The sequence below is a fragment of the Botrimarina mediterranea genome (assembly GCF_007753265.1).
Classification (GTDB): Bacteria; Planctomycetota; Planctomycetia; order Pirellulales; family Lacipirellulaceae; genus Botrimarina; species Botrimarina mediterranea.
The window spans coordinates 3,447,448-3,469,823 of the sequence record NZ_CP036349.1 but is presented as its reverse complement, the minus strand read 5'-3'; the positions used below and the strand labels follow the sequence as shown (position 1 = coordinate 3,469,823).

Sequence of the window (22,376 nt, the reverse complement as noted above, 5' to 3'; positions counted from 1 at the left end):
TTATTAAGGCAGTAACCCCAGTCATCTGGAGACCGTACCACCTCAAGACATGCTACTCAAATCTCTAGCTAACCTCAGACGACGTCGTCGGGGCTGGTCCCCATGAGGTCCTCGGCCCAGGCGATCCAGTCGGGGCGTGTGTCGTGGAGCCGCAGCGCGCCGTCGCGGAGTTCGGTGACGGGGGAGTTGTTGTCAGTCATCGTGATTTCTCCTCAGGGGGTTCGGTGAGCTCCGGGGGGCCGTTCTTCGCCCCCGCACCCAAATGGCTGGGGGGCAAGAACCGGCCCTCGTGGCTCAAGGACCGAGCCTTCGGTGGAAGAAATTGAAACCGTCACGAGTTACCACGCACGCGTTCGTCGGATGTCGCAACGCACATTGTTCTGCGCATAAGCAAACGTCGATGACCCGTGGCTAGTGAAAAACACCTAGTCGCGCGACCGAGTGCCTCATCCAGACAGGAGCCGATTGCCCTGCGCAACTCGATTTTTTCTACAGCGACCACTTTTCCTTGCAGCCAGCACAGTCTGCGGGTAGAACCGTCGTCTCCTACGGAATCCCGCCGGACTCTTTCGGCCCGCAGAGCAAGGAGGCGCCTTGGTTTCTCCTGAGTGGGTCGAGTTCGGCTTCTCCGCGTCGCGAACTCGACGAGCACCCAGGACCTGCCATGCGTCGCTTCCCCATCTCTTGGGACCGGACCCTTACTGCGCTGGGCTTCCGCCGCCGCTTCCAACGCGTCAGGCAGAACCGCTACGGGCGGCAGTCCAGCCGGCTGGAGCGGCTCGAAGAGCGGGCCATGCTCTCAGCCACACCGGCACAGAACGAAGAGACGGTCGCCGTCGGCGCCAACCTCTTCCAGCCGCCCGCTAAGCTGATCCGACCGGAGTACGTGCTGGCGTCCTCGGCGGTTGGCGATACGCCCGAGCAGTTCGAGGTCACGACCGAGTACACGACTCAGGGCAAGCCGGTCGCCGTCGTGCGGCTCAAGGACGGGCTGGAGCGGGTCGACAAGTCGCTGCAAAAGCTGACGCTTGAGCTGCGTCTGGGGACAACCGTGCTGGCGCAGCAAGAGGTGCTGATCGACATCGCCGAGGCCCAGTTCGTCCACGGCTTCCGCACCGCGCGGGAGCGGGAGGCGGCCGCCGTGACCAACGACACCGAGGTCTCGGCCACGGACCTGCAGGACTGGGTCACACGGATCGACACGGACGGTTTCTTCAGCGACCTCGTTCCGGCCGCCGCGTCCACGCTCCAGCCCGCGTTGGATTTCATTGGCGGTGGCGCCCTCCGAACCATCGACGCCGCGGGCAACGCCGAGTCGCTGAAGCGTTTGAGCCTCATCGCGCAGAGCCAGTCGGGTGACTTCTTCTTGGACGGCGCCGCCAGGAAGAATTTTTATGGTGGGATCGAGAAGACGCTCGCCGACGCGAAGGGTCTGCGGGGCGGGCTCGACTCCGAACAAGCCGCCCAGAACGACAGGATGGTCGGCGGGCTGGCGCTGACGTACGGTCAGCAGATCGTTCGCGACCTCGCATCGGGCGATATGGCGGTCGTCGCCGCGGCGAGCCGTGCGCGTGACGCGTTGTTGGAGACGGCCGACCCGTACTACACGGTGCTCGCCGGGCTGGGAGCGAACCACGAGCTGGCTTCCCGCCGGGACGGGCTGGGCCGCAACGAGTTCTCGCTGAACATCGTCGAGGAGGGGTCGCTCACGGTCGACGGAGCCGTGCGGGTCGAGCTGGGCGACTACGACGCGATGGTGCAGGTCGAGACGACCTGGGGCACTACCGGAGTTGCCTTCGCGGCGGCGCCGCTGACGGCGGATGTCGGCCCGGTTGACGACGCCTCCGTTTACTCGGGGAATCCCGAGGAGGGCGTAAATGAACCAACTCTCTATGCCTGGAATTACGGAGCCAGCGACGAGCTCATCCCGCTACTCGGCTTTGATCTGGCCTCCTACGCCGGCAGCGTCCCGCTCAGCGCGTCGCTGACGCTCACGGCCTCTTCGAGCACCGGCGGCGATTTCTCTTTGTCGGCGCACGAGGACCTCTGGTCCACCAGCACGGCGGCGGCTTGGTCCGAATCGACCATCACATACGACTACTACGAGAGCAACCTGCTTCCCGGGTTCGGCCCGACGCTAGACGTGCAGACGGTTGGGACTGGCGCGGTCACGTTCGATGTCACCGAGACGATCCAGCAGGCGTTGCTTTTAGGCGACTCCAACCTGAACGGCGTGCTCGACGCCACGGGAGCCGCGGGAGATATCGAGGCGTTCTACCTCGCCGCCACCAACTTCACGGCCTACACGACCAAGTACGCGGGACTCGAACTCTCCGGGGTGGCGGACGGTTACCTCTACCGCAACGACGCGAACCTGGACGGCCTGGTCGATGGGTTTGACGCTAACCGTTTCTTCGACCGGGTAGGCGTGTCGCGCGGCGACTTCAACCTCGACGGCGTGGTCGACGGCAAGGACTACGCCGTGTGGTCGGAGAATTATGGCGAGTCGGCCGACCGCTTCGGGATGGGGGACGGCAACTTCGACACATTCGTTGACACGGCCGATTACACCGTCTGGCGTGATCACTTCGATGAGACCTCGCAGACGCCGACCTCGCCGCGGGCGACCTTCCAATTGACGACCGACTCGGGAGAGTACGCCTACTTCTACGCCAGCGAGTCGAGCACCTCCCCGCCGGAACTCTCGCTTTCCTTCGGACCAAGGGTGATCGTCCAGTCGTTCGGAACCGAAGCGGGCCAGCTACACGTAACCTACGAGGTGGAGCACGAGGAGACGGAGAACTCGGAGCTTACGATCTACCAGGTCGTCGATGGCGTCCGTACGGCGATCCTGTCGGGGGTCGAGTTAGAGACTGGGATCGGCATCCATGAGCTGGTGGTCACCGACCCGTTCACAGTCGCCGACCCCGAGGGGGAGTACACTCTTGTCGCCGAGGCGATCAGCGAGGACGCGATTGTCTCGTGGCGGGAGTTCGACGGGGGCGTCTTCCAGACGGCCGACGGCGCCGTGCACGCCCTCGGCACGGCCGCGGACGACACGCTGGTGTACGAGGACGGCCGCGTGACCGTCTCCGACGCGAGCGGCGAGATCGACGGCTTCACCGCGGGGGCGCTCGACTTCCGGGACTACACCTACACCAGCATCAACGGCCAGACCTCGACCGTCGGCGGCAACGTTCCCCTCTACGAGGCGCGGGACAACGGCCAGACCTTCTACCTGGAAGGCAACACATGGCAGGCGATCCCCTTCGACTACACGGTCACCGCGAACACCATCGTCGAGTTCGACTTCGAGAGCACCCTCGAAGGAGAGGGCCACGCCTTCGCGTTCAGCAACTCGCTCAACTCGGTGGGAGCGAACCACATCCGGCTCTACGGCACGCAGACCGGCGGTTCGTCCAGCAACGCCGAGCCGACGGACTACTCGACGAGCGACGGGGTGCGGCACTACCGCGTCCGCATGGGCGACTTCTACACCGGGTCGTTCGACTACCTCTACTTCGTTAACGACAGCGACGCGACGGGGATCGGGAATAGCGCGTGCTCCAACTTCCGGGTCTACGAGGGGGAGCCGGAAACGATCGACTTCACCTCGCTAATCACCGACAATGTGACATCGCAGACCGCCTCGGTCGGCGGGAACACCCCCGCCTACGAAGTGCGCGATGACGGGGCGACGTTCTACGTCGAGAACAACATGTGGCGGGCGATCCAGCTCCCCACCCCCGTGCAAGTGACGGCCGACACTATCATCGAGTTCGACTACCAGAGCACGGTTGAAGGCGATGTCCACGGCTTCTCCCTCGACGATAATCTGGTGCATAACTCCAACATCCGGGTGAAGCTCCACGGCACGCAGAGTCTCACGAGCCCCTGGACCGACGCCGACGCCGTTGACTACGTCGTCGGTGAGGGGGTGCGTCACTACCGCATCCGCCTAGGCGACATCGCCACTGGGACTTTCAACTACCTCTACCTGTTTACCGACAACGACGCCACCGGGACCGGCAACAGCACGTTCTCGAATATCAAGATCTACGAGGACGTGCCGTCGGCTCAGCCGGATGTCTACCTCCACGGGCTGGGAGGCGACGACACGCTCGCGATTGAGAACCACACGGGGGCGAGCGTCACGCTCGAAGGCGGGGCGGGGGACGATGTGTTCGAGCTGGTAGGCGAAACCTACGCCGCCTCGCAGGTTCAAATCGACGGAGGCCTTGGGCTCAACGAGATAAAGTTGACCGGCATGGCGGCCGAAACGGCGATAGCCCTCGATCAACAACAGCAATCGTTCCAACCGGCGGATTTGCAGCAGTCGCCGGTGACGGTTCAGCGCCTCACTGAAGTGCAGCTCGCCGCCGGGACCGACGTAAGCAATATCTCGGGCCCCGGATACTCCTACCCGCTTGAAGTTAGCAACTCATCTGACATCGCCAACGATGACTTCGGGTCATTGGATCCAGGAGACGACGGCCTTAGCCTAAGAGAAGCACTAGCTTGGTCAGAAGAGATTGGTGGATCACGAGGGATAACTTTCTCAGACACGCTATTCGAAGGTGGAGATGCCCATGTCACGCTCACAAAACCAACCGCAAGCGGCGACGGTGTCGAACCGCTGTTTATTTCAAAAGACACTGCCATTCTAGGGCCGGGGGCTAACAAGCTAACGATTGACGGCGGACAGGCCAGCCGCACCTTTTACATGTACGGCGACTCCTGGATACAAGAGGAATTCTCCGATGTCATCTTGTCTGGGATGACAATTACGGGCGACGGGTACATCGGCATAGAGGCCTACTCCACAAACCTTACAGTCAGGGAGGCAGTTATAAAAAACGTTGGCTCCTCAGGGTCAGATTACGGTGACGGCGTGTGGTCGGACGTGTTATCCCTAGAGCACTCGGCGGTGATCAACAACCAAGGAGCAGGTGTTGTCGGTGTCCCGGGTTTTTTATCAATATCCAACAGCACGATTTCATCCAACGGAGAGCATGGCCTTGTAATCGGCGAAGGGCATAGCCTCTCCGTAACGAATAGCACTTTCGCGTACAACGGCGGCCACGGACTATTCCTCGGGGGATCTGATGACCTACCTTACCCGACAACGCTTGTAAATACCATTTCCGTCGGAAACGGAACCGATGGCGCGGTCGTCAGCTACGACCTGTACAACTATGGTTCGGAACTAGTCGGTAATAACAACGTCTTGGGCAGCGTTAACATAGGCCACCCGGTTGCAACTAATACGCTAACGAGCACAACAACCAATGCTGCTGCAAGCAGCACACTAGCCCCTCTGCAGCTTATCGGAGAGCCGACTCCGGCGCATCCCCCGCTTCCAGGGAGCGCTGCGATAGACGGGGGGGATAGTTCTGCCCCAGCAACCGACCAATGGGGCCGCTTCCGCTACGACGCTGCGGTAGACAAGGCTTACATCTCCGACATCGGCGCCGTTGAGTACATTCCACTCACCTACTTAGCGGCGGGCGCGACGCGCAGTCTAAGCACTAGCTACCTTAACGACACACTATCTGCTACCGGAACGTACCGCCTCTCGCTCCGCGTGAGCGACCCGCAAGCCGGCGAATTCTCTGCACAGACGCTCGAAGGCACACGTAGCGTACTTATTAACGATCTGTCCGCGGTCGACTTCGTGCCGCACGAGCAATACGGCGGCACGGTCCAGCTTCTGGCCGACATCCAGGACACGAGCGATCCCGCGACCGTAAGCACAGTTGTCCTGCAAGACCTCTTCATCTACCCCGATGTCTTCGTCGTCAATTCGCTCGGCGACGGGTCCGATTCGACAGGCCTCGGCGACGGCGTCGCCGACACCGGCAACCGCCCCTACGGGCGGGAGACAACTCTCCGAGCGGCGATCGAGGAGGCCCAGGCGCTGCGGGTCTTCCTGATCGACAACAACATCAACAACTTGGCCACGGCCGACCCTGACTGGACCCCGACGATCCGATTCGATGAGTCGTTCGGAAGCAGCGCGAGGATCGAGCTAGACCCCGATGCGATCGAAGGAGCAAACTCATACCTGCATATCTTTCAGCCCATCAGCATTGAAGGGCCGGGAGCCGAATCACTCACGATCGATGCGAACGGGAGCGCTGACAACGGCGCTCGCGTCTTTTTGATCGGCGGCGTCAACGTATCCATATCAGGAGTGACACTGACGGGCGCGTACGCATCGCAAGAACACGGCGGCGCTATCACCAGCTACGGTGACCTAACACTAGAAGATGTCGTCGTAACGGGCAACTACGCAGAACGCACCGGCGGAGGGATCTACAGCACGACGGGCTCGTCTCTGTCGCTTAACAGAGTCACCATCGACGGCAACTCAGCAGCCCATTCTGGTGGGGTGCGGTTCATACCCGACGGCGACGCCTCAACAAGCGAATCGCTCACCATCGCTAACTCGACCATCTCCAACAACGTAGCGACGGCCTCGCTCAACCCCGATGGTTTGTCACCCTACGCGCCATACGGCGGCGGTGTTGTTGCGGGGAGGGGAGTGGGCTCATCCTCCACGCTTGATATCGACGGATCGGTCTCCATCACCAACACCACTTTCTCTGGAAACAGGGCTGAGAACACCGGACAAGACACGGGGGTGGGAGAGCCCAATCAGTACAGCGCAAGCGTGGCGGGTCTGTCGATTCTAAACCCATACGAACTTACGCTGGACAGCATTACGGTATACGACAACACCGTTAAATCAAACGCTAGCAACGCAACCTCCGGCGTCGCGATCATCTACGACGCGCAGAGCGACCCACGCCAGCCTACCGCCACCCTGTCGAACAGCATCATTGCAGCAAACGCTAACGGCGATGGGTCCTACCGCGACTTGGTAGTGTCGGCACCACTTTCCGTTGTGCGTCCCGCGACACTGAACGCAGTCAACCTGGTCATCCCGACGGTAGCGACCGACATTACTATCCCCGCTTCGGAGCTGTCGTCACCAGCGATAGCCGAGATAGGCCTCTCTGAACTCAGCGACCACGGTGGGCCTACGGCCACTCACGCGATCCTCGTCGACACAAGCCCGGCCGTCCGCTCGGGAAGCAATACAACCGTCAACGGCACAGACCAAAGAGGGGTCTATAGGGACACCACCCCTGACGCGGGCGCCTATGAGTACGTCCCAGCCTCGATCGAGGGAGATTTTGACAACGACGGACGTCTGGATGTTCTCACCTTCGACGCATTGACGAAGACGATCTACGTCGATAGGGCCAGCACAGACGAGGGGCCCAGCCCCTGGGCGGTTGTGCCCGACGGCCAGTTCAACAGGTGGCGTGTCGGCGACTTCAACGGCGACGGGCGTGACGACATCGCCTTCCGCGACAACTCGAACTATTGGACGTTTGGTTTCTCAGAAAGCACTCGCTTTCTTCTCCGTGACACCGGAGAGGACCCAAACTGGCTATTCCAAGATGTCTTAGTCGGCGATTTCGATGGTGATGACAGAGACGAACTAATCGGCCGCGAGAGTGGGAGTACCGGTCAGTGGGAGATGTTCGATTGGGAGGGCGAAGACTTTAGCTTCGCATTCGTTGGTGGGTCTCACCGGGATGCTAGCGGGAGTTTCATTGATAAGGTTTTTGTTGGCGACGCGAACCGTGACGGCAGAGACGACCTCATCGGTACGGCCGATTTGTCGACAGCTCCAGGCGCCGGCGGTGCGGTTTGGTATGTCAGCCTTTCAACGCCCGACCCTGTCACAGGAGTCGATCTTGAAGCCGCTTACTCATGGGGCGACTGGTTTGATGACGCGACATTCGACCTCACAACAAAACGGATTGACGCCGATGAGCCGCTTCGCTTTGTTACCGAACAGTTCGCCAAGGTTTACAACAACGTTGAGCTAGAACTCTACAACGGAATCAAGAAAGGCCCCACGGCGACTGAGGAGACGGGCGCCGGCAGTCCGTGGGATCAGGCCGCCCTGCTGACCCAGCTGCTCAGCGACACGGCGGTCAATTACTACCGCTACGAGCCCACGCTGGTGACAGGGACGATGTCGATTCCTGTCGAGACAGCCGCTGCATGGGTTGGCGCCAAGAAGGACGGGGACGACGAGTACCCGGCAGTGCTTGAGCTGCTAAAGCTGCTTGATCCTGGCGCTACGGTGGATGGGTATGAACCGACGGATACGGCAACCTTCGAACACGCGTGGGTGCGGGTGAATCTGCCGCGGTTCGACTCAACCAACTCGCAGACCAACAACCCAGCTGACGCCGATTCGAACGGAGACAACTACATTGACTTGGACCCGTCCTGGAAGTTCAAGAGTCGCCAGCAAGGCATCAGCCTGCCAGTCGACGATTTGTTCGCAAGTGATGGCTTCAGCAATGGACTCTTTGACGAAATAAAGTACCTCGATTCTACCGTCGCCGAAGATCTCAACCCAACCAGCCAGCTTGGATTCAAGCTGCTGCCGGACACACCGCTGGAGTTCTTCGAGCAAGAGGTGCTGGAGTGGTTAGCAGCCAGCCAGCCGGGGAAGTCTCTAGCGGATGTTCCATATAACGGGGCACTCTCCAGCACAGAGACAGCTGTACTACCGGTCGGATGGACTGCCATCTCGGCATCGGATTTCCCCACCCCCACCAACAGCTGGGGGCCATACAATCTAGCGGCCTTAGAGCCAGATGCTGCATCGCCGCTCCCAGCGGCGGATCAAGTGCCAGAGGGCCTCGATATTATCGAGAACGCAGCAGCGGAAGAAGCACTCACGTACCGGGTGCAATTTGTGATTTCTGATGATGCGCAACAATCGCGTGTAGACGCAACCTATGTCGCTCCAGAGATAGCACAGAAACAAATATGGGCCGGGCATGACCAGGCTTATTCCAACGGAGCTCAGAGCAGTGTTTATGTCATTGTAGGTGGCATCGGTACCGACAGCGCTCAGTTCACGGCCAGGCAAGACGAGATGCTGGAGGTGAGGTTTTACGCCCCTGGCATCAGCGCTGCTAGCGCGCCGAGCGCCAAATCGATTACAGGACTTAGTGCCGACTCGTTGGTGGCGATAGGACTCGATCTTGGCCAAGCTTCGTGGCAGTGGCAAGACGCCGCGGTAGAGTTGGCTCGCACTTCCGTCTCGACGACAAACACATCCGCTGGAGATACCACCGCAGCGAGCCCCGCCGACCTGCCAGAACTTCTCTACGCCGCCACCACTACCCACCTAAGCAGCACACAAAGAGACCGACGAACAATCGGCTCGCTAGCCCAGGCTGTCTTCCATTCAGTACCGGGCGTTGTGTTCGCCGCGTCTTCGCAAGAGCTGCTGGATCTCTCACCTGAGATCGACGATGTTTCATCTGCTGTGCAGCTAGGGGGCATACCAAAAGACCTACGCATAGAGTACGTTTCTTCGCCCGAGCTGTTCACCCGAATCGCTACAGGGCTAAACGATTCCGAGCTATCCGAACTATCGAGTTGGAACAACTCCAACATCGCCTCATTGACAGCATCGCAGGTTTTTTCGGTAGACAGCCTAACTACCGTTGACTTGCTAAAGAGGGCTTATGCTGGACAGAAACTACACCAAGGCGTTCTCGAAAGCCCGCAAACAGGCGCCGTCATCCTGCAACCGACGGAATGGGACTCATACTTGGTGCAGATTGAAGCCCGGGTTGATACGGATGGGTACCTTCTCGTGAGCTACACAGATTTCCCGACAGCAGATTTCAACAACGCCTCTATTCACCTAGAGCCTTACCAAGACCCTGACACCGCAACAGCCTACCCCCTGGCAAACTTCCAGAGGGATGTCTGGCGGAGCCTCAAGCCGATATCGTCGATGACGGCGGCAGACGTTAGCAACCATAAGGGTTACTTAATCGGCTTTTTTTCAGCTTCAGGTGCAGGCAACGATGACGGGCGCGGGGTGCTGAGTGGCGGAGGGGGCTTGATTTTCAACGGAACAGCCGTTTCGTCACACAGTGTTATCGGAGAGGAAATTGGCACATTCATAGCTGACGCATTGAGCCACAATGGCTCGGCGGCAACTTTCCGGAAAGTCGAAATACTGACCCAATCGCCGGCGTTGTCAGTTGGCGCATGGGAGGGAGCATCGCTCGTTGGTAAGCGAGCAGATGGCGTGCGTGTGCATTACGTCGATCGGTTTGATGCCGACGAACAATTTGATAGCTACACGGTATCTAACACATACTCAGATGGCCTTGGGGTGTTAGGTGGATGGACAGCAAGCATTTCCCCGAAGGCTCTTACACCTACAGTTTTAACTTCGGTAGCTGCGATAGGCAGCCGCGGAGCGCAAGTCTCAGAGGGAGCGATAAGGGTTGGCGGTGCTGACATCGCTTTTCCAAATGCAGGTGCTTCTTTAAAATTCAACAGGTCTTACCTCTCGCGTTCCAGTCGCGATATCGGCCTCGGCATAGGCTGGACGCACTCGTTCAGCGATCGCCTGATTCGTCAAGAAAGTGGATCGAACAACCTTATTTGGTACACCTCGGACGGTGTCGAGCATCTCTTCAAGTGGAACGGGACGCAGTACGAATCGCCTAGCGAACTCCTCGGCGAACTCCTCGACGACGGCAACGGCGTCTTGACCTATACCGATCGCGATGGCTCCCAGGTCGAGTTCAACGTGGTCGCCTCGAGCAGTGGAGATGCCGACCGCTCTCCCTACGCCCGCCTGGCGTACAAGAAAGACCTGAACGGGGATGGTGTGTGGGTCAAGTACGCAAACACCTCCACTGATGTGATCGTAGCCGTCCACGACATCTACACGTCGGAAAACGGAACGACTGACGACGACCGGAAGCTGGTTTTTGGCTACGACGCCGGGACGCACATCGATAGCATCGAGAAGTACGCTCCCGTTGATGGCGGCGTATCAACGCTCCTCGGCGAGTGGACTTACGGGTACGTGCAGAAGACGCTCAACGACGATGGCGTTGCGGTCACCAGCACGGTGCTCACTAGCATAACGGCGCCTGCAGACTCACAACAGGACAGTGACGGGAACGCCTTTATCACGGCTGGGGAGATCGAGTACGTCTACACCTACTACGACAACCAGAACGGCGCGTCCGGGGGGGACCCCGCGGGGTGGCACGCCAAGATGGCTTCGGCGACGATGCCCAACGGCGACAAGACATCGTATGACTACTACCTGAACGGTCGGGTCTACAAGAAGCGGACCGAGATCGACGACGACGGGGATGAATCGTCCGAAACCTACACCTACGATCTGGTCAACGGCAAAACGGTCGTCCGTAACGACAACGGCGCCGAGACAACTTACTTCTACAACGAGGACGGGCTGGTCACACGCGTGATCAACCCCGACCGTACCCGCACCGAAACTGAGTGGGGGGTCGAATTCACCGGCGCCTCCGGGCAGTCAGATACGGACTTTGACAGCGTTATTGATGGCACCGAGTTCCTGCAAACCAAGACAACCGACGAAGTCGGGGCGGTTGAGCGATTCACCTACTACGCTAGCGGCTTCCAGGATCGCGAGCTTGAGACTGTGCGGTCGAAACGGTACGAGGACGCGAGCGGAAACCTTCTTAGTGGAACACTCGATGGCTCATTGACAAATTACACGTATGTAAGCAAGGGCGACACGGTGCGTGTCGGCTCTTCCACGGTGACAGACCCGGACTGGACCGACCGTATCACTACTTTCGACTACGATGGAGTGGGCCGCTTGAAGTCGGTTGTTGACCCCGATAATAACCGCACTCAGTACACCTACTACACGTCCGGTGCAGAGGCCGGATTGTTGGCGACCAAGACCACGGCCCGAGGCGACAGCAGCAGCGCCGAGGCTGTGATTTGGCAAGAGCTGACTTCCGCTCCCCTACAAGTCGACAACGGACGCCTCACGGTCGTGTTGACGCCCAGTGACAGCGCCGGGGGAGTAGTGGCGGATGCGATCCGGGTTGAACACCTGCTACCGTCCGGAGTTGTCGAAGCATACATTATCGACAACACCAATCTCTCCACGGCGAAGGCGTCCAAAGACGATCTTAACGCGCCTTTCCGGTTTGTTGGCTCGGGTGGGTGGGACGCCTATGGCACACCACAATATGCAGGAGACAGCATCGGTTTCACCTCGCCAAGCAACCAGGCTGTCTGGACTGTTACGGATCTTGAAGCTGGTCAGTATCGGGTCTCTGCAACATGGGACGGCTACTCTCAGCGGAGTTCTGGCGAGTACGCGGTTTACGATGGGTACCTGAGCTACCTCGATGGCTTGGTCGAATTCCCTCCGGTCCAGGTTTCGCACGCTGCTGCCCCGGTGGGCGACGCCGAGCACACGACAGCCTACGCCTACAACGCGGCGGGGCAGGTCACAAGCGTTACCGCCGGGGGAATTGTTAACCAAATAATCTCCTATCACCACACCGGACAACCACTCTCGGTTACAGATGGTTCGGGCCGCGTCTCGACCTCGGTCTACGACGTGCTCGGCCGCCTGCGTCAGTCTATCCAAGAGGGAGGAGCGTCCGACGACCTTGCCTCCAACTACTCTTACGACAAAAGCGGTCGGCTCTTAGGGGTAACCGACACCCTCGGCCGCGAGACGTTGACCGAATACGACGGGCGTGGCCTGGTGACCAAGGTCACGTACGCGGAAGAGACCTTCGTCGAGCACGAGTACGATGGCGTCGGCAACCGCACCCTGATGAGGGACGAGCTAGGCCGCGAGACCCACTTCGAATACGACGGCCGTAACCGGCTGGTGCGCACGGTCTACGCGGACGGCGCCTCGGAGACGATCCGCTACGACGGCGCAGGGCGTGTCGCGGCGACAACCGACGCCGAAGGCCGCACAACCGAGTTCACTTACGACGCCGCAGGACGCTTGGTCAAAACCGTTTCCGACGCCGGCTACGGCATTACGGAGCACCAGGTTGTCACTCGTAACAAGTACAACGTGCTGGGGGAGCTGATCGAGGCGATCGATGGCGAGGAGAACATCACCCAGTTCTTCTACGATGATCTCGGCCGCATCGTCAGGACGATGGTGCTGTCGGAGTCGGATGCCGGGGACTTCGACGCGGGGTCTCTTCAGCGGACACCGGCGACGATGCGTCCGGTATTCGTTGAAACCAGAGCCTACGACGCCGATGGGAACTTGACAGAGACAATCGTCTACGACACACGTTCAGGCAATAACAACGTGCCCGATGAGGTGCTGCGTGCCGAAAACGGGTACGATCCGCATGCGTGGGTACAGGAACCGGCTAACGCGGGTAACCTGACCACGACAGCGTTTGAATTTACAACGCTCACCTACGATAGCTTCAACCGTCCGACGGCTACGACTTACGCCGATGGGACCACGACCTCGGTCGAGTACGACGGCGCGGGCCGTGTCCGCTACACGGTGAACGAACGTGGCGCCCGATCCGAGAATCGCTACGACGAATACGGCCGACTGGTGACGACCGTCTTGCCAGACCCCGACAGCGGTCAGGCGAGCGGCCCCGAGACCCAGATAGCCTACGACGCCGTCGGGAACGTCATCTCGACCACCGACCCGAACGGCCACACGACGACTTTCGTTTACGACGACCGGAACCGCCTCGTCTCGACCACCGACGCGTTGGGCTCGACGGGTCAATCGCTCTTCGACAAGGCGGGCCAACTGGTCGCGACGATCGACGCCTTCGGCGTCGCGGTTGCTTCGCTCTACGACGCGCGGGGCCGCCTGACCCGCAAGAGCTGGGCCGACCCCGATGGGCCCGACGGCGCCGGCGTCGCCCCCTTCGAGACGTACGATTACGACGACGTGGGCAACATGGTCGCGTCGACCGACGCCCGGGGCTACACCACCTACTTCTCCTACGACGAGCTCAACCGTTTACGTGAGCAGCAGACGCCACGGACACACGTGATCAATGGAGTGGTGTTGCTTCTCGATGGCCAAGACGCGATCACCAAATACGAGTACGACGATAACGGCAACCGAACAAAGATCATCGACGCCAACAACGCCGATACGCAGTACGCCTATGACGAGCTGAACCGCGTCTACAAGGAGATCTACGCCGACCCAGACGGCGACGAGCCTTTGCAGCGTTTGCAGCACTGGAACCATTACGACGGTTACGGGAACGTCGTCACAATCGACTACCGCACTGGCGGTCTCACCGGCTCCGCCCCGGCGTTCCGCTACGACGAGTTCACATACGACCAGCGGAATCGCTTGACCGTTGAGGTCTTCAACAACGGCGCGAGCGAGAGCGCCGCGGATAAGCTCAGGAACGTCTACGAGTACGACAAGGCCGGAAACCTAGTCGCCCTGAAAGAGGCGGTTCTCAAAGACAGCACTTCGGGGGCATTCGTTGAAGGGAGCGACGCGGTATCTCCCACGGTCACGACTCACTACTCCTACAACTACCTGAACCGCCTCACGGCGGAACACCTCGCGGCGCCGTTTGATGGCTCCAACGCCGACTTCACGGGCATGCACTCGTCGGTGTACGAGTACGACGACGTCGGCAACCTGAAGTCGGAGACCTACATAATCCGTGCTGATGACGCCTCAACGACCAGCTCAGTCGTCACGGCCTACGAGTACGACGCCGTCGACCGTCCGACCGCTGTGATCGAAGACGCCGCGGAGGGAGGCGTCGCGGCGAGAACCGAGACGCACTACGACGCAGTTGGCAACGTCGTCCTGGAGGTCGACGCGACCGGGATCGCGACAACTCACACTTACGACGCGCTCTACCGCCTCGTCAAGACGGTCGCAGCGGACCCCAAACCGTTCGACTCCGACTCCAGTCCTTTGGAGGAAAAATACGAGTACGACGAGGCCGGCAACATGACGGCCTACGTCAACGGGGAGGGCGAGCAGACCGACTACCAGTACAACACCTTCGGCCAGGTCATCGAGGAGCGTGCCGCCTCGTTGGGCATCGCCACGGTCTACAAGTACAATGCGCTCGGCGACCAGACCCAAGTGATCGACCCGAACGGCAACAGGACTTCCTACCGGTACGACAATCTTCGCCGGGTCTCCAAGGAGATCCAGGGAGATTTCGACACGGACGAGAACGCTACGACGGGTAATGTCTATGTCAACAACCGCACGTACGAGTACAACAGCCGCGGCAACCTCGAGAAAGTCACCGATCGAAACGGCCGTGTCGTCACGTATGAGTACGACAATCTTGATCGGTTGCGGTACGAACGTTGGTATACAGCCGATGGCGGAGTCCACACCGACACCCTTGAGTGGCAGTACGACAAGCTGGGCCGCGTCTTGGCGGCAGCGCAATCGGACGCCACCCTCGCTTCCGGGAACACACTTGTCTACGACGCCTACACCTACGACGACCTCGATCGTGTCACGGGCCGGTACAACTACAACCCGAACGGAGGACGCATCGGCCCCGAGGCTCGCCAAACCTACAATCAGGACCAAATCCCCCAACTCCTGACGGGAGAGTTGAATGCGGTCGAGTACGTCCTCACATACGAGCCAAGGCAGAGCAACCCGCCAAACGAGTTTGTCAACGTCAACTACGCCACGACGACGTTCGCGACCGACAAGCTCGGCAGGCTTGTGCGTCTATCGGAGAGCAGAGACGTCGTGACTTCAGGCGCCACGGTGAAGGCGAAGGAAATCAACTTCGCCTACGACGCGGCGGGCCGAATGACGGGCGTCGTCCGCCGCGCCGACAAGAACGACAATTTCTCGGTCGTCGACATCAACCCGACCGGCGTCAACGACAACAACAACGACTTCTACTTCAGCACCTACTACGGATACGACCCCGCCGGCCGCCTCGACGCGATCACGCACGCTCGTATCGATGACACCGGCGCGTTCGCCACCTACAGCTACGCGTACGACAACGCCTCGCGTATCGCTGCTGTCGAGGGGACGGCGCGCTACTCCAACGTGTCGCTCGACCGCAGCGAGACGTTCACCTACGACACGGCCGGGCGCCTGTCGAAATGGGAACGGACGATCGCGGACCTGAAGCCGGGCAGCCGCAACCTCGAGACCGACCTCCCCGACATCGACACGCCGTACAGCCTCGACGCGGCCGGCAACCGCGGGGACAACGGCCAGGACCTGTCGACGCTGACCCACAACCAAGTCGCCAGCGACAGCGAGTACGCCTACACCTACGACAACGAGGGCAATCTCAAGACACGCTCCAAGTCCGGGGAGTACACCGAGTACTTCTGGGACAACCGGAACCACTTGATCGAAGTGGTTGTCAGCGACAGCGACGGTGGGGTTGTCCAGAAGCGGATTGAGTACCGCTACAACACCGACGACCTCCGTACCCGCAAAGCGATCTTTGTCGGCGACCAAGAGCTCGAATCGGTCGAGCACTACGTCTACAACGGCGACCAGCTCGCCGCGGTTCTCGACGGCGACTGGACGGACGTGACGAACGGACGCGACGTCCCCAATTCCGACAGCCACTTCCAGCGTCGCGTCCAGAACGGCCCGGGCGTGGACGCAGCCCTGTTCGACGAGGTGTTCCGCATCGGGGGCTACGACGGCCAAACCGTCAACGAGCTCTTCTGGGCGGCCGCCGACCACGCCGGGACCGTCCGCGACGTGCTCCAAAACACCCACGACCTGATCAACCACCTGGAGTACGACGCCTACGGCGAAATCCAACTGCAGATCGACCCGTACAAGGAGGACATCAACGACAACAACGCAAGCGTCCTACGGAGGGAGCTGGCGATCGACGCCGCCTTCGCAGGCCGCGAGTGGGACGCCGACGCCGACCTCTACTACAACCGGGCTCGCTGGTACGACGCCAGCCAAGGTCGCTTTATCAGTGAGGACCCGGCAGGGTTTGCGGGGGGCGACGCCAACCTGTACCGCTACGCGGGTGGCGACTCGGTGAACGGTCGCGACCCGACGGGGCTCTACGAGGATGATATCAACTTCGCGAGTGATAGCTGGTTCGCCGGGAACAGCATCTGGAGTGATTATTATCTAGCCGGCATTTCATTTGAGAGTTTTCTTGCAGACTCACTCTCACTCGCTAGCTTTGAGTACCACTCATTCAACGACGAGTATTCCGCATTTGGAGTTATTCCATTCAACCCCATCCCGGCATACTCGTATCTCGATGCCAACCTCCTCACTGGGTATTCACCCGAAGTGATTGGTGTCGATCGGGAAGTAGCATCCTTAAAGGGGACGGCTGAACATCTTCGGCGATTCCTACCCTACCAATCAAATCAAATTGTCAGGGAGCGGCCGAGTGGCGGAACGCATGGCGGTGTCCCAACGTATGGGCCAAGTGTCAGCGAAAGAATAGCTAACACCGAAAGCTACATCGACTACCTCACGGCATCGAGAGCTAGCGCGAGGGCTTCGGCCAAGAGTAGGATCCTTGGCCAGTACTTTGGGTCCGACGTCGCAACTTACGCCATGGCCCCATACAGTCCTGACCTGCCAGAGTCGGTTTTCATGACCGACAATTTCGGCGGCATCGCAAGGGCGGTCGGCGCCGCAGTCCCATTGGGGATTCTTACGTACGCAACTGCGATGACCGGCGGGACCATTACCCCCCTTACGGGAGGCGCGATAGTGTTCCTGACGGATCAGTTTCAGGCTGGTCTGCGCCAAGGTTACAATGGGGGCAATGTGTCCTCGATCGGCGGGAGCTTCGTCAACTATTCTGCGGCTTCACTGTCGGGCAGCAGTGCGGTTGGTGATTATGCGGAAGTTGGATACGATTTGATCGGAGGCATGCTGGCGGGAGGGCAAGTAGGGAAGGCGCTGCTGCCAGGTCCCAGAGCTGCTAACGAACTGAGTTGGCAGCAGTTTAGGAAAGTAAATGCAGGGAGATTCTCACGAAGCGACCTTTCTGAGGCTTGGGTGCAGTACAAGGGTGGCGTAAGTGGAAACTACCTAACACGCGAGCCATCTGCACTCGAACGCTTCTTTTTTGACAACAGGAATTTCGATGCTGTCAGGGCCAGCAGGGGAGGGGCAAGCGGACAAACTTTTGAGCATTTATTCATAATGCAACGTTCATTTGACAATTCAGTCCCATCGGCAATGAGGGGGTTTGGCAATTCCGGGTGGAACAGCGGCTTGCTGATCTCACGCAGCTTCAACTCAAGTCTAGGGCAAAGCTTTGCAAAGCGTTTGGCGTTCAGGACTTTTGTAGTCGGTTCATCTGCGACTGCCGGCTACACTGGTCACTGGGTTGGCGGCGAGTATGTCGCCCCCATGCTCTTTGGAGACGAGCATTGACCAATGCATTGCTTGCCGCAGCGGTTGCTGTGATGTGTGCGGGGGCAGTGCTTCCCGACATTAGAGGGCCTGCCCTTGTTATTGGGTTGGCCTTGTTGCTGACCGCGTGGCTAACTGAAAAAGCAACGCTGTCGCGTTACCGACGACAGCCGTTTGTTGAAGTTGAAGGAGGGCGTAAGCAGCTCCATTTTTGCACGCCATCCAAGCTGCTCGTTGCAGATGACTGGTCGTTGACTAAATGTGTGTCTATTGGCCAGTTTGATGGCGTCTACGATGTCGAGGTCCTCAAGGGCCTTCGGCACGAACAAGAGTGCGTTAGCGCGATTAGGCTGCATAGACACGCTGTGCCTGAGGGGGTGCCTAGGATCTGCAAGCACGAAGTGTCAACTGGTACCGGCTGGATGCTAATCTTAAAGCAAGAGTGTTTGGGTGAGTTGCTGATTGATAAGTGTCAGCAATTAACGGAGGAGTTTTTGACATCGCGAAACACTGGGGACGGGATGCACTCTTGGATAGAGCGTGACGGCCAGCCGATATTGGGGGTATGTGTTTCGACGAAAGGTGGAAATGCAAAGCACACCATAACCTGCGAGTTGGTTAGAGGTATTGCAGTAGAGGCCATTGTCGATTTCGAACTAGATGGAAAATATATTTGACTGCGCATCACATCACCTACTTGAATCGATGGTGGTAGATTGGGGCAGCATGGCGCAGGCGGATAGCAGTGAGGCTGGTCTCCAAAACGAGAGACTACTACACCAACACCGAGAGGGACCTCATGAAGTTTGTTCAGCATGCGGCAAGCGTGGCAGCTTGTCTTGCAGCGGCGGTCTCGACGCCGCTCTCTGTTACGGCCCAGCAACTGAGCGGCGATTACCTGATGGACGACGCCGACATCGCGTTCTTGGGAACCGCCTATTTGGGGCGTGTTGGTTTCTCGGTCTCCTCGGCAGGAGATTTCAACGGCGATGGTTTCGACGATTTCCTTTTCAGCGCGCCGAACGCTCCGCCGAACTCTCAGTTCTCCGGTGAGACGTTCTTGCTCTACGGCGGCGCCGAGACAGGTAACGGCCAGAGAACGTTGTCGCCGATGGACGCCGACGTTCACTTTGTCGGTATAGAGGGGCAGCATGCGGGGTACCGGGTCTCATCCGCAGGCGACCTCAACCTCGACGGCCTTGACGACCTCTTGATCGCAACGGCGGACTTCAGCGAGCGGAACAAGGTCTACTTGGTCTATGGGCGTCCCGACGCCAACCAACTTACGGGCGAATTCCAGCTGTCCGATTCGGATGCGACCTTTGTTCTCGAACGGTCGTCGGACCCCGGGCCGGTTGGCCTCACCCCGGCCGGCGACATCGACGGCGACGGAGCCGCCGATCTGTTGATCGGCGACTACACCTACGGCAGTGGCTACCCGGGAAGAGCCTATTTGTTCTACGGAAACCCGGACGCGTCCCTCTCGGGGGGGATCGACATAGCAAGCGCAGACGCCACTTTCGATGTCGACTTTAGGGACGGCACCCTGGGCTACTCCGTCTCATCTGCCGGCGACCTCAATGGCGATGGGCTCGACGACGTAGCGATCGGCGCCCTCGGTCAGGGCGAGGTCTATCTCTACTACGGCCGGCCAACCTCCGAGCGCATCGCGGGCCGGATCGGCCGGGGCGAGGCCGACGCGGTGTTCAGCGTCTACGGCGCCGGCCGTTCGCTGTCGACCGCAGGCGACCTGAACGGTGACGGACTCAACGACCTCGTCATCGGGGCGTCCGACATGGATTACAACGGAGAAGAGTCGGGCGCCGCCTACCTGCTCTACGGCAAGGCGGGCGACAACGCGTGGCGCGGCGAGATCGACCTCGACAACGCGGACGTCCGCTTCGAGGGAGTGGCCGAGGGGGATAAAGCAGGCTATCAGGTGTCGTCCGCAGGCGACGTTAACGGGGACGGGATCGACGACCTGTTGATCGGGGCCTACCAGGCCCAGGGAGACCCCAACGATTACGCTGACGGGCAGCAAGGCGGAAAAACCTACCTCGTCTACGGGCGACGCGGCGGCGTGCTCGACGAGGCCGTTTACGATCTCGACAACGCCGACGCGGTGTTCATCGGTGGGTACCGCGACTTCATCGGCTCCGCCGTCGATTCCACGGGCGATCTCAACGGGGACGGTTTGGCGGACATCGTCCTCGGCGCTCACGCATCGGATACGGTCCGCTTAAGCGAAGGCGCCGTCTACATCTTCTACGGCCGGCCCGTACCGGAGCCGAGCGCGGCGGTCCTAACGATAGCCGCAGCCGCCGCATTCTCTTCTACGTTTCGCGGGAAACCAGTCTGCCAGTTCTCGGAATAGAGCCCCGGATGCCGGGGCCGGTGCTCGCAGCGGGTGGCACGGAATCGGGCACGGAATCCCCTCGACACGGGGCGAGAAGCGGCTTTACCCAACCCCTACCTTCATAGCGGGTGGTACAGGAATTCGATGCTGGTCACTGTGGTTCGCGAAAACGCACACGAAAAGAAGCCCGAGAACTACGCGTGTCCGTTCCGCGAAACTTTCAATTCCCCACAATTCCCTTGCCGATCTCGACGCCCAGGTGGATATCGGTCAGGCGTGATAGCCCACGCCACATCACCGCGTTCCCCGGCGGGCCGTCGTTCTTGCGGGCGAGGTAGCCGCCCAGTTTGGCGACGACCAGCAGGTAGTGAGCAACGTTCTTCGGTGGTGGCTCGGAATCGCCTGCCACATGATTCAGGATCGCGATCTCGGTCTCCGTAAACACCGTGTCGGCGGATGTTTTCGGATTAGTTCGATTGACCATCGTCAGCCAAAACACCCTCCACGCGATGATGCAGAAGACGGCGATCAAGTTGGTGAGCCGCTCGGCGGTACGCAGCTTGGCGTCTTCGGCGCGGCAGCCCGACTTGAGCACCTTGTGAAAGGTCTCGACTTTCCACCGCTGCGCGTACCAGTCGAGCTTCTCGCCGGCTGACTCCAGGCTCTCGACCGGCAGGTCGGTGAGCAGCTTCCAGCAGATCGGCTTGCGGCCCTCCGGCTTGCCTCGCTCCCGGGCGTGGATCACGGTGAGCGACAGCGGCGGGTATTTCGTGTGCTTGCCGATCGGCGGGTGGACCGTCATCTCGCTGAACCGCAGTTGCAGTTCGACCTCGATCGGCCGGTGCTTGGCGTCGAGGACTTCGACGACGTGCGTCCCGTGGATCGGCTCGCGCTGCATCTTCCGGGCGATCGTCGTCTTGCCCGTCCCGGCGCGACGATCGACGCACGTCCGCACGAGGAAGTGCGTCTGCTGCTCCTTCGCAAGGCAGAACAGCTCGTAGATGTCGCTCTCCCGGTCGCCGATGTGCACCAAGCGATCGGGGCTCGCCAGCCGCGTCGACTGCTCGAGGTTCTCCAGCCAGCGGACGCCCTCCTCGTCGATCTGCTGTGAATGTCCGTACTGCCTAGGGCGACCTTCTACGGTAAAGTGCGGTGCTGGGTACAGAATTGGGTACGAAATCCCCTCAGCATAAGGTCCCCGGAACATACCCGGAATCCATTCGTAAGATCGAAAATATGGGAGTTGCGACGAATTAGCGACAACTCTTGCTCGACGCAACCGCCATGGTATCAAGCATTTACGCATTTACGCATTTACGCATTTCGTCATGAGGCGTGTCCTACCTTCGCAATGCAGTGGTCACAGCTCGACTTGTTGGCTTGCCAGTAGGACAAGTTCCTGTACCGAGTCAAATCAGGGGGGCTAGCTTGGCAGGCCACCCCGGTGACCGTTGGCTCTGCAGCCGATGCTATCTGGCCTTGTCACGGTATCTGTCACGGTACCCCGTACAAAGCCGGGCAAAACCGGGTATTATTCGCCAATCGTCGGACGAACGGCAGTTGTCTGCGGTGGTCGCTAAGGCAAGGCCTATAAACAACTTACGAAGAGAGCCTCATCGGAGTTAGTCTGCGATCGCGTCGGCCTCCGAAGCCGAAGGTTGCTGGTTCGAATCCAGCCGGGGTCACTTTTTCTGCCGTTAGTAGGGCTCTCGCCGATTTTGGCGGCGCCTTGCGATCCCGTGCTAGAGTTTTCTGCGGCGCGCAAGAGGA

The 22,376-nt window shown here is 59.9% G+C and carries 5 protein-coding genes; 3 read left to right on the top strand and 2 right to left on the bottom strand.

The window, feature by feature from the left end; translation table 11 throughout:
- Positions 1-74: 74 nt before the first annotated feature.
- A complete protein-coding gene (locus Spa11_RS23460; protein WP_261342264.1) occupies positions 75-200 on the bottom strand; it encodes a hypothetical protein in 126 nt (41 codons plus the stop codon).
- Positions 201-664: 464 nt separating this feature from the next.
- Between Spa11_RS23460 and Spa11_RS13240 the strand changes: the two genes are divergently transcribed.
- The 3 genes from Spa11_RS13240 (at position 665) to Spa11_RS13230 (ending at position 20,624) form a co-directional block, all read left to right on the top strand.
- On the top strand, positions 665-18,271 hold the full coding sequence (locus Spa11_RS13240; protein ID WP_145112984.1) for a choice-of-anchor Q domain-containing protein: 17,607 nt from the start codon (positions 665-667) through the stop codon (positions 18,269-18,271).
- Entirely contained in the window at positions 18,268-18,927 is a 660-nt protein-coding gene (locus tag Spa11_RS13235; protein WP_145112982.1) for a hypothetical protein, read from the top strand. Before Spa11_RS13240 ends, Spa11_RS13235 begins: the two co-directional genes overlap by 4 nt.
- A gap of 122 nt (positions 18,928-19,049) precedes the next feature.
- Positions 19,050-20,624: an FG-GAP-like repeat-containing protein gene (locus tag Spa11_RS13230; RefSeq protein ID WP_145112980.1), complete on the top strand. Its 1,575-nt coding sequence runs from the start codon at positions 19,050-19,052 to the stop codon at positions 20,622-20,624.
- Positions 20,625-20,826: 202 nt separating this feature from the next.
- Here Spa11_RS13230 and Spa11_RS13225 read toward each other — a convergent pair whose 3' ends face one another.
- On the bottom strand, positions 20,827-21,813 hold the full coding sequence (locus Spa11_RS13225; protein ID WP_197529378.1) for an IS4 family transposase: 987 nt from the start codon (positions 21,811-21,813) through the stop codon (positions 20,827-20,829).
- Between the last annotated feature and the right edge of the window lie 563 nt (positions 21,814-22,376).

Excerpts from the sequence above, each read along its gene's own strand:
- Spa11_RS23460 (WP_261342264.1), bottom strand. The coding sequence starts at position 200 with ATGACTGACAACAACTCCCCCGTCACCGAACTCCGCGACGGCGCGCTG.
- Spa11_RS13240 (WP_145112984.1), top strand. The coding sequence starts at position 665 with ATGCGTCGCTTCCCCATCTCTTGGGACCGGACCCTTACTGCGCTGGGC.
- Spa11_RS13230 (WP_145112980.1), top strand. The coding sequence starts at position 19,050 with ATGAAGTTTGTTCAGCATGCGGCAAGCGTGGCAGCTTGTCTTGCAGCG.
- Spa11_RS13225 (WP_197529378.1), bottom strand. The coding sequence starts at position 21,813 with ATGTTCCGGGGACCTTATGCTGAGGGGATTTCGTACCCAATTCTGTAC.